Raw genomic sequence first — 9445 nt, 5'->3', positions numbered from 1 at the left:
TCAACTTTTGGCGTTGATTTTTGGCACGCTGTTGAGTTCTCAAGGAACGGACGCTTCCTTTGTACTCACCCTCTCGGGCTTTCCTCCGGGCGCTTCCTTCGTTCTTGCGTTTCCGACTCTATCAGAGCCAGTCTCGCTTGTTTTCCGCCTCCCAGGTTCTTCGCTTTCGCGTTTTCCCTTTCCGGCGAGTCCGACTCTATCAGAACCTTTCGGGCCTGACTCCCAGTCAGCGGGTTTCGCTGCTTGGGCTGTTGGGCCCTTGCGGCGAGTGAGACAGTAGCGGATTCCCTGTCCCCGAACCTAATCGGCGACTGCGTCCTGGAACGCGGATTCCTCATTCGCATATACGCATGAAAACGAGACGACAAAGTGCGTCGTTCGTTCGAATGTGTGTGATGCGGGATGGCTGTCCGGGGACCGACCGGGGTCGGCGCTCACTGCGGACAACTCGAAGAACCTTACGGACCGGGCCAAGGTGTGTCAACTCTGGGACAGGCGTCCCCCGGAGGGTTAGCCTGGCTCCCATGACCACGCATGCGCACACGCTCAACCTGTGCTGGTGGGCCGCCTGACGGCGGCCGACCCTCCACACGAGCACGCATGCGCTCACGGCCGCCGCCTCGGCGGCCGTTTCTGTTTCTCCCCTCCCGGGAGTGGCTCGGTCGCCCGACGCGGTGGCACCGACATGACAGCCACACAGCAGGGAGACGGACATGACGAGGATCTTCAGCGGGGTCAAGCCCACCGGGCATCTGACGCTGGGCAACTACCTGGGGGCCGTGCGGCAGTGGGTCGCCGCCGACCAGGAACCCGACGAGGCGTTGTTCTGCGTGGTCGACCTGCACGCGCTGACCGTGGAACACGACCCGGCGCGGGTCCGCCGGCTCAGCAGGCAGGCCGCGACACTGCTGCTGGCCTCGGGACTGGAACCGGCGAGGTGCACGCTCTTCGTACAGAGCCACGTGGACGAGCACACCCGGCTGGCGTACCTGCTGGAGTGCACCGCGACCGACGGGGAACTGCGGCGGATGGTCCAGTACCGCGAGAAGGCGACGCGGGCGCGGGACGCCGGGGAAGGGGTGCGGCTGTCGTTGCTCACCTATCCCGTGCTGATGGCGGCCGACATCCTCGCCTACGGGACGGACCAGGTGCCGGTCGGTGAGGACCAGCGGCAGCACGTGGAACTGACGCGGGACCTCGCGGTGCGGTTCAACCAGCGGTACGGGCACACCTTCGCGGTACCCGAGGCCACGCATCCCGTCGTGGCGGCGCGGGTCATGGACCTCCAGGATCCGACCTCCAAGATGGGGAAGTCCGGGGACGCCGGGCCCGGGGTGGTGTTCATGCTCGACGAACCGGCGGTGGTGACGAGGAAGGTGATGCGGGCCGTCACCGACAGCGGGGACGGCGGCGTGGTCCTGGACCGGGAGAACCGGCCCGGGGTCGCCAATCTGCTCGACATCCTCGCCGCCTGCACGGGCGGCGATCCCGCGGCGCTGGCCGACGGGTACCAGGGCTACGGGGCGTTGAAGCGGGACGTCGCCGAGGCGGTGGTGGAGAGGCTGCGGCCGGTGCGGGAGCGGCACGCCGAGCTGGCGGCCGACCCCGGTGGGGTGGAGAAGGTGCTGCGGGCCGGGGCCGAGCGGGCGCGCGGCCTGGCGCGGCCCGTGGTGGACCGGGCGTACCGGGCGATCGGGCTGTTGGAGCCCTGAAGGGCCCGCGGCGGTACGGGTCCCCCGCGCGGGGGACCCGTACCGCCGGGTCAGCTGTTGCCGGAGGCGAGCTCGCGGCTGCGGTCGCGGGCCGCTTCGAGGGCGGCGATCAGGGCCGCCCGTACGCCGTGCTTCTCCAGCTCGACGATGGCGTTGATGGTCGTGCCGGCCGGGGAGGTCACGGCCTCGCGGAGCTTGACCGGGTGCTCGCCGCTGTCGCGGAGCATCACGGCGGCTCCGATGGCGGCCTGGACGATGAGGTCGTGCGCCTGGGCGCGGGGCAGGCCGAGGAGGATGCCGGCGTCGGTCATCGCCTCGACGAGGAAGTAGAAGTAGGCGGGACCCGAGCCGGAGAGGGCGGTCGCGGCGTCCTGCTGCGACTCCGGAACGCGCAGGGTCTTGCCGACGCCGCCGAAGATCTCTTCGGTGTGCAGGAGGTGCGCGGCGGTGGCGTGGCTGCCGGCCGAGATGACGGACATGGCCTCGTCGACGAGGGCGGGCGTGTTCGTCATGACGCGGACGACCGGCGTGCCCGGGGCGAGCCGCTCCTCGAAGAAGGAGGTGGGGATGCCGGCGGCGCCACTGATGATCAGGCGGTCGGTGGGGACGTGGGGGGCGAGTTCTTCGAGGAGCTTGCCCATGTCCTGCGGCTTGACCGTGAGGATCAGGGTGTCGGCGCGCTTGGCGGCCTCGGCGTTGGTGACGGCCTCGACCCCGTAACGGGTGCGCAGTTCCTCGGCACGCTCGGGGCGGCGGGCGGTGACGAGGAGCTTCGCGGCGGGCCATCCGCCGCGGATCATCCCGCTGAGCAGGGCCTCGCCGATCTTGCCGGTACCGAGGACTGCGACTGTCTGGGTCATGCCCGATTCACCTCGCCGAACGATGCGTGCGTGGAGGCGTGCCGCCTCCACCTCCTCATCCTTGCACCCGGGGGCGTGGGGGCGAGGGGGTGTCCGGAGTGCGGTCAGGGGGTGCGGCGGCGCAGGGTGGCCGCGCCGAGGGCGAGGACGAGCAGGGCGCAGCCGGCCACGACGACGGCGTCGCGGAGGAAGTCGGCGGTCATGTCGGTGTGGGTGAGGACCTGGGTCATGCCGTCCACGGCGTAGGACATGGGCAGGACGTCGGAGAGCCCTTCGAGGACCGGCTGCATGGTGTCGCGGGGTGCGAAGAGTCCGCAGAGCAGGAGCTGGGGGAAGATCACCGCCGGCATGAACTGCACGGCCTGGAACTCGGACGCGGCGAAGGCGGAGACGAAGAGGCCGAGCGCGGTGCCGAGGAGGGCGTCGAGGAGGGCGACGAGCAGGAGCAGCCACGGGGAGCCGACGACGTCGAGGCCGAGGACCCACAGGGCGAGGCCGGTGGCGAGGAGGGACTGGACGATGGCCACGGCGCCGAACGCGAGGGCGTAGCCGGCGATGAGGTCGCCCTTGCCCAGGGGCATCGCGAGGAGGCGTTCGAGGGTGCCGGAGGTGCGCTCGCGCAGGGTGGCGATGGACGTCACGAGGAACATGGTGATGAGGGGGAAGATCCCGAGGAGGGAGGCCCCGACGCTGTCGAAGGTGCGGGCGCTGCCGTCGAAGACGTAACGGAGCAGGGTCAGCATCAGGACGGGGACCAGCAGCATCAGTGCGATGGAGCGCGGGTCGTGGCGGAGCTGGCGCAGGACGCGCGCGGCGGTGGCGAGGGTGCGGGCCGTGTTCACGAGTGCTGCTCCTGGGTCTCCCGGGCGAGGGCGTCGGCGTCGTCGACGAGGCGGAGGAAGCCCTCCTCGACGGTGGTGGAGCCGGTGCGGTCCCGCAGGGCGTCGGGGGTGTCCTGGGCGAGGATGCGGCCCTCGCGCATGAGGAGGAGGTCGTGGCAGCGTTCGGCCTCGTCCATGACGTGTGAGGAGACGAGGATCGTGGCGCCGCGGTCGGTGGTGAGGTCGTGGAAGAGGTTCCACAGGTCGCGTCGCAGGACGGGGTCGAGGCCGACGGTCGGTTCGTCGAGGACCAGCAGCTCGGGGGTGCCGAGCAGGGCGACGGCGAGGGAGACGCGGCTGCGCTGGCCGCCGGAGAGGTTGCCGGCGAGGGCGCCCGCGCGTCCGGTGAGGTCCACGTCGGTGATGGCGCGGGTGACGGTGGCGGCCCGGCGGTCGGCGGCGGCGCGGCCGGGGTCGAGGACGGCGGCGAAGTAGTCGAGGTTCTGCCGGACGGTGAGGTCGTCGTAGACCGAGGGCGCCTGGGTGACGTAGCCGATGCGGGAGCGCAGTGCGGGGTGGCCGGCGGGGCGGCCGAGGACGTCGAGGGTGCCGGTGACGTGGGCCTGGGTGCCGACGACGGCGCGCATGAGGGTGGACTTGCCGCAGCCGGAGGGGCCGAGGAGACCGGTGATGCGGCCGCGGGGGACGTCGAAGGCGAGGGCGTCGAGGACGGTGCGGGGGTGGCGTCCGGCGCCGCGGCGGACGGTGAGGCCGCGGGCGTGGACGGCGGCCGGGGCTCCGTCCGGCGAGTTATTCATCATGTGATGAATAATGCTCCCGGCTGTGCCGGGGCGTCAACCGGGCGGACGGGTGCGGGGTCCGGGTCCGGACCCCCGGTGGGTTACCGCTTGCGCTTGGGGCGGCGGGCGGCCGGGTTGCCGGTGCGCGAACCGCGGCGGCGGGCGAACTCGGCCTTCGCGCGCTCGTACTCGGTGCGGCGCAGCTTCTCGCCGGGCGCCTCGACGAGGCAGCGCAGGAAGTACGCGATGAGGGAGCCGATGAAACCGATCGTCTTCAGGCCCTTGAGCGCGGCCTCGTCGGACGAGGGGCGGGGGCGGGTCCCGAAGGACTCCCAGGTCTTGGCGAAGGCGATGGCACTGGCGATCGCGAAGAGGACGACGACGGAGATGCTGAGGAACGGACCGACGTCGCCGATCTCCAGCCCCTCGTAGGCCATGCGCAGCAGGAACGCGGCGGCGAAGGCGGTGACGAGCGAACCGGCGGCCATGCCGACGCGGCGCAGGGCGTAGCCGCCGTCGTGCTCGACCCAGGTGGTGCCGAAGAACTTGATCGGCTCGGGCTCGGGGCCGGGCGCCGCGGGGGCGGCGGGCGGGGTGGGCCGGCTCTGGTCTCGCTGGTCGTTGTCGCTCACACCGGCGATTATCCCCCGGCGGGCCGGCCGGGCCGGGTGCGTCTCACGTGGCGGGCGGGGCGGTCCCCGGGCCGGCACCGCCCGGGCACGGGGCCCGGCCGGCCCGGAGTCGTCCGGCGCTCGCGCGCGGCCGTGTCGATCGCGGTGTCAGCCGCACTGCCCCGTGACGTAGCCGTCGACACCCGTCTTCACGTACGCGTCGGAGACGAACTCGCCGTTGCCCACGCAGTCCCAGATGTCCGACGTCCCGTACGGACCCGAGACGGTCGTGCCCTCGCACTGGCAGCGGATCTGGACGTACGCGCCCAGCGGGAGCACCCGCGAGACCGAGTAGTTGGTGCCGGGGCCGCTGCGGACGTTGACGCGGTAACCGGGCGCCACGGGAAAGGTCGGGAAACCCGACCCGGAGAGGCTCTGAACCTGGCTTGAATCGTTCTCAACAGACATGCGGAAAGTCCCCCTTTGAGTGTTGCTCTGCGCAACGCGCGAAGGGTAGCAAGCCCTTGGAGATTCGCATGGGCCATCGACTAGGCTCCGGCGGGGGTGATGAGTGGTGCGTTCGCTGCGCGCGACGGACTGTGCGGGGTTTCCGGAGTACGCCGGGCAGTACCGGCTCGAATCCGTACTCGGCTCCGGCGGCATGGGCGTCGTCCACCTGGCCACGTCCGGCGCGGGGCTGAAACTCGCCGTCAAGGTGGTGCACGCCCAGCACGCGGTGGATCCGGAGTTCCGGGCGCGGTTCCGGCAGGAGGTCGCGGCCGCGCGGCGGGTGAGCGGGGCGTTCACCGCCCCCGTCGTGGACGCCGATCCGGACGCCGAGCGCCCCTGGATGGCCACCTCCTTCATCGACGCCCCGACGCTGTCCGAGCGGGTACGCGAACGGGTGCTGGACCCGGTCGAGTTGGTGCGGCTCGCCGCCGGGCTGGCGGAGGCCCTGCGGGACATCCACCGGGCCGGGGTGGTGCACCGGGACCTGAAGCCCAGCAACGTGTTGATGGCCCCGGACGGGGTGCGCGTCATCGACTTCGGGATCTCGCGACCGGCCGACAGCGACCTGCGGACGGAGACCGGGAAGCTGATCGGGACGCCGCCGTTCATGGCGCCCGAGCAGTTCCAACGCCCCCGGGACGTGGGCACGGCCGCCGACGTCTTCGCGCTGGGCGCGGTGCTGGTGTACGCGGCGACGGGGCGCGGGCCGTTCGACTCCGACAGCCACTACCTGGTGGCGTACCAGGTCGTGCACAGCGAGCCCGACCTGACCGGGCTGCCGGCGCGGCTGGTGCCGCTCGTGGCCCGGTGCCTGTCGAAGGAGCCGGAGGAACGGCCGACCGCCGACGAACTGATCACCGAGATGCGGGCGCTGGCCTACCCGACCTCCGAGGACACCCAGTCCTTCGTCCCCCGGCCCCGGCGGCCCGAGCGGGTCGAGGTGGGCGAGGTGGTCACGCACCGGCGGGAGCGCATCGGCACGGACCCCCCGGCCGACCCGCTCCCTCCCGGACGGCGCCCGAGGCCCCGGACCCGGACGGCCTTGGCCGCGGGAGTGGCGCTCCTGATCGGGGCGGGCGCGGTCGTCGGCCACCTGTACTCCGGATCGGACGGCGACGCGGCGGCCCGCGCGGCGGCGAGGAGTGCCGCCGCCTCGGAGGGGCGGCCCCCGGCCTTCGCCCCGTGGACCGCCTCGGTCGGTGAGCGGGGGGCGGGGCGGCGGACCGTGTCCTGCTCCGCGGACACGGCGGCCCTGTACTGCTCGGGGCCCGGGGTGGCCGCGGCGAAGCTGGACCCGGCGAACGGGTCGGTGCTGTGGTCCGTGCCGGGTTCCGCGTCGACGCGGTTGGCCGCGCGCGACAACACCCCTTCGCACGCGGGCGGGCTCGTCCTCGCGGTGGCATCGGGCAGTGAGGTGCTGGAGGCCCTCGACCCCGCGAGCGGGACGCGGCGCTGGCGCCACGAGCTGCCGGACGGTGCGCGTGTCGTGCCGGTCGGGGCACGGGTGTTGATCGTCGCGCCGAACGGGAACGTCGCGGCCCTGGACGCGGCGACCGGGGCCACCGGCTGGACGAAGCAGATCGGCGGTGTGGGTTCCGTCTGGACCGCCGGCCCGGGGCCTTCGGGGGAGCCGGTGCTGTACGTGTCGACGACGGACGGCGCGGGCGGTTCCACGCAGCTCTCCGAGGTGGACCCGGCGAGCGGATCGGTACGCCGCCGGGTGCGCGTACCGGGAATGCTGCAACCCGTCGGCGCGGCGCGCGGCGGGCTGTACCTGCTGGACAACGACGTGCGGACCGCGACGGAGGCGGTCGTGCGGGTCGACCTGGACACGTACGCCGTGCACCGGGTGCGGCTGGCGAGGCCGCTGTACGAGACGCAGGCGACGGTGAGCCCGGAGGGCGTCGTGTACGTCATCGGGACCGCGGGCGGGCTGGCGGCCGTGGGTCCGGTCAAGGAGGAGTGGCGGCTGGAGACGGGGGCGGCCGTCGCCTCGCGGCCGGTGTTCGCCGGCGGGCGGGTCTACCTGACGGCGGCCGACGGACGGCTGTTGGCCGTCGACGCTGCCGCCGGCCGGCCGGTCGGGCAGACGAAGCCGGGCGCGGGCGGCGGGCAGGGCACCTTCGCCGCCACCCTGGCCGCCCCGGTCGTCCGCGACGGCCGGGTGTACGCGTCGACACCCGACGGGACCGTCTTCGCCGTGGACGCGGCGAACCCCGCCGGGTGGTGACACGACCGGCGGGGTTCGGGGGGACTCGGCGGGCTCAGCCCAGGAGGGAGACGTCGCGGACCGCGCCCTTGTCGGCGCTGGTGGCCATGGCGGCGTAGGCGCGCAGGGCCGCGGAGACCTTGCGTTCGCGGTTCTTCGGGGCGTAGACGCCGCCGAGGGCCTCGCGGCGGGCGGCCAGGTCCTCGTCGGAGACCAGCAGCTCGATCGAGCGGTTCGGGATGTCGATGCGGATGCTGTCGCCGTCCTCGACGAGGGCGATCGTGCCGCCCGAGGCCGCCTCCGGGGAGGCGTGGCCGATGGAGAGGCCCGAGGTGCCGCCCGAGAAGCGGCCGTCCGTGACGAGGGCGCAGGCCTTGCCGAGGCCGCGGCCCTTGAGGAAGGACGTCGGGTACAGCATCTCCTGCATGCCGGGGCCGCCCCGCGGGCCCTCGTAGCGGATGACGACGACGTCGCCCTCCTTGATCTCCTTGCGGAGGATCTTGTCGACGGCCTCGTCCTGCGACTCGCAGACCACGGCCGGGCCCTCGAAGGTCCAGATCGACTCGTCCACGCCGGCGGTCTTCACGACGCAGCCGTCGACCGCGATGTTGCCGCGCAGGACGGCGAGGCCGCCGTCCTTGGAGTACGCGTGCTGGACGGAGCGGATGCAGCCGCCCTCGGCGTCGAGGTCGAGGGTGTCCCAGCGCTCGGACTGGGAGAAGGCGGTCGCGGAGCGCTTGCAGCCGGGGGCCGCGTGCCACAGCTCCATGGCGGTGTCGGACGCCGTGCCGGAGCGGGCGTCCCACTGCGCGAGCCAGTCCTCCAGGTTGTCGGAGTGCACGGAGGTGACGTCCTTGTTGAGGAGGCCGCCGCGGTGCAGTTCGCCGAGGATGGCGGGGATGCCGCCGGCCCGGTGGATGTCCTCCATGTAGTACGTGCCCCCGGGCGCCACGTTCGGCGCGACCTTGGACAGGCAGGGCACGCGCCGGGAGACGGCGTCGATGTCGGTGAGGTCGTACTCCAGGCCCGCCTCCTGCGCCGCCGCCAGCAGGTGCAGGATCGTGTTGGTGGAGCCGCCCATCGCGATGTCGAGCGCCATGGCGTTCTCGAAGGCCTCGCGGGTGGCGATGTTGCGCGGCAGGACGGACTCGTCGCCGTCCTCGTAGTAGCGCTTGGTGATCTCCACGACCGTGCGGCCGGCGTCCTCGTACAGGGCGCGGCGGGCGGTGTGCGTGGCGAGGACCGAGCCGTTGCCCGGGAGGGCCAGGCCGATGGCCTCGGCGAGGCAGTTCATGGAGTTGGCGGTGAACATGCCCGAACAGGAGCCGCAGGTCGGACAGGCGTTCTCCTCGATCCGCAGCACGTCCTCGTCCGAGACGTTCTCGTTGGCGGCGTCGACCATGGCGTCGATCAGGTCGAGCTTGCGGACGGTGCCGTCGACGAGGATGGCCTGGCCGGCCTCCATCGGACCGCCGGAGACGAAGACGACCGGGATGTTGAGGCGCATGGCGGCCATCAGCATGCCGGGGGTGATCTTGTCGCAGTTGGAGATGCAGATCAGGGCGTCGGCGCAGTGCGCCTCGACCATGTACTCCACGCTGTCCGCGATCAGGTCGCGGGAGGGCAGGGAGTACAGCATGCCGCCGTGCCCCATGGCGATGCCGTCGTCGACCGCGATGGTGTTGAACTCGCGCGGGATCGCGCCCGCCTCGCGGATGGCGTCGGAGACGATCCGGCCGACCGGCGCCAGGTGGGTGTGCCCGGGGACGAACTCGGTGAAGGAGTTGGCCACCGCGATGATCGGCTTTCCGATGTCCGCGCTCGCTACGCCCGAGGCGCGCATCAGCGCACGTGCGCCTGCCATGTTGCGGCCGTGGGTGACGGTGCGGGACCTCAGCTCGGGCATCGGGTTCACTCCCCAT

General features: G+C 72.3%; 8 protein-coding genes. 2 read left to right on the top strand and 6 right to left on the bottom strand.

What is annotated here, in order from left to right; translation table 11 throughout:
- Window positions 1-713 precede the first annotated feature (713 nt).
- Window positions 714-1712 carry a tryptophan--tRNA ligase gene (gene trpS, locus OTB19_RS28305; protein ID WP_267801328.1) on the top strand — a complete coding sequence of 333 codons (999 nt, stop codon included), beginning with the start codon at window positions 714-716 and terminating at the stop codon, window positions 1710-1712.
- Window positions 1713-1762: 50 nt separating this feature from the next.
- Here trpS and proC read toward each other — a convergent pair whose 3' ends face one another.
- From proC to OTB19_RS28280, 5 genes are all read right to left on the bottom strand, one after another.
- Window positions 1763-2572 carry a pyrroline-5-carboxylate reductase gene (gene proC, locus OTB19_RS28300; protein ID WP_053677118.1) on the bottom strand — a complete coding sequence of 270 codons (810 nt, stop codon included), beginning with the start codon at window positions 2570-2572 and terminating at the stop codon, window positions 1763-1765.
- A 104-nt stretch (window positions 2573-2676) separates the two neighbouring features.
- Window positions 2677-3414 carry an ABC transporter permease gene (locus OTB19_RS28295; protein ID WP_267801327.1) on the bottom strand — a complete coding sequence of 246 codons (738 nt, stop codon included), beginning with the start codon at window positions 3412-3414 and terminating at the stop codon, window positions 2677-2679.
- Window positions 3411-4214, bottom strand: a complete 804-nt coding sequence (locus OTB19_RS28290; protein ID WP_267801326.1) for an ABC transporter ATP-binding protein — start codon at window positions 4212-4214, stop codon at window positions 3411-3413. The genes OTB19_RS28295 and OTB19_RS28290 overlap by 4 nt, the downstream gene beginning before the upstream one ends.
- Window positions 4215-4294: 80 nt before the next feature.
- Entirely contained in the window at window positions 4295-4825 is a 531-nt protein-coding gene (locus OTB19_RS28285; RefSeq protein WP_267801325.1) for a hypothetical protein, read from the bottom strand.
- A 147-nt stretch (window positions 4826-4972) separates the two neighbouring features.
- Window positions 4973-5272, bottom strand: coding sequence for a peptidase (locus OTB19_RS28280; protein ID WP_267801324.1), 300 nt, complete (start codon window positions 5270-5272; stop codon window positions 4973-4975).
- Between the two features lie 106 nt (window positions 5273-5378).
- Between OTB19_RS28280 and OTB19_RS28275 the strand changes: the two genes are divergently transcribed.
- On the top strand, window positions 5379-7544 hold the full coding sequence (locus tag OTB19_RS28275) for a protein kinase domain-containing protein (protein ID WP_267801323.1): 2166 nt from the start codon (window positions 5379-5381) through the stop codon (window positions 7542-7544).
- Between the two features lie 34 nt (window positions 7545-7578).
- Here OTB19_RS28275 and ilvD read toward each other — a convergent pair whose 3' ends face one another.
- Window positions 7579-9429: a dihydroxy-acid dehydratase gene (ilvD, locus tag OTB19_RS28270; RefSeq protein ID WP_267801322.1), complete on the bottom strand. Its 1851-nt coding sequence runs from the start codon at window positions 9427-9429 to the stop codon at window positions 7579-7581.
- Window positions 9430-9445 lie beyond the last annotated feature (16 nt).

Source organism: Streptomyces sp. H27-H5, from assembly GCF_026627505.1.
In the GTDB taxonomy this organism is placed as follows: domain Bacteria; phylum Actinomycetota; class Actinomycetes; order Streptomycetales; family Streptomycetaceae; genus Streptomyces.
This window is presented reverse-complemented; position numbering and strand designations above follow the sequence as displayed.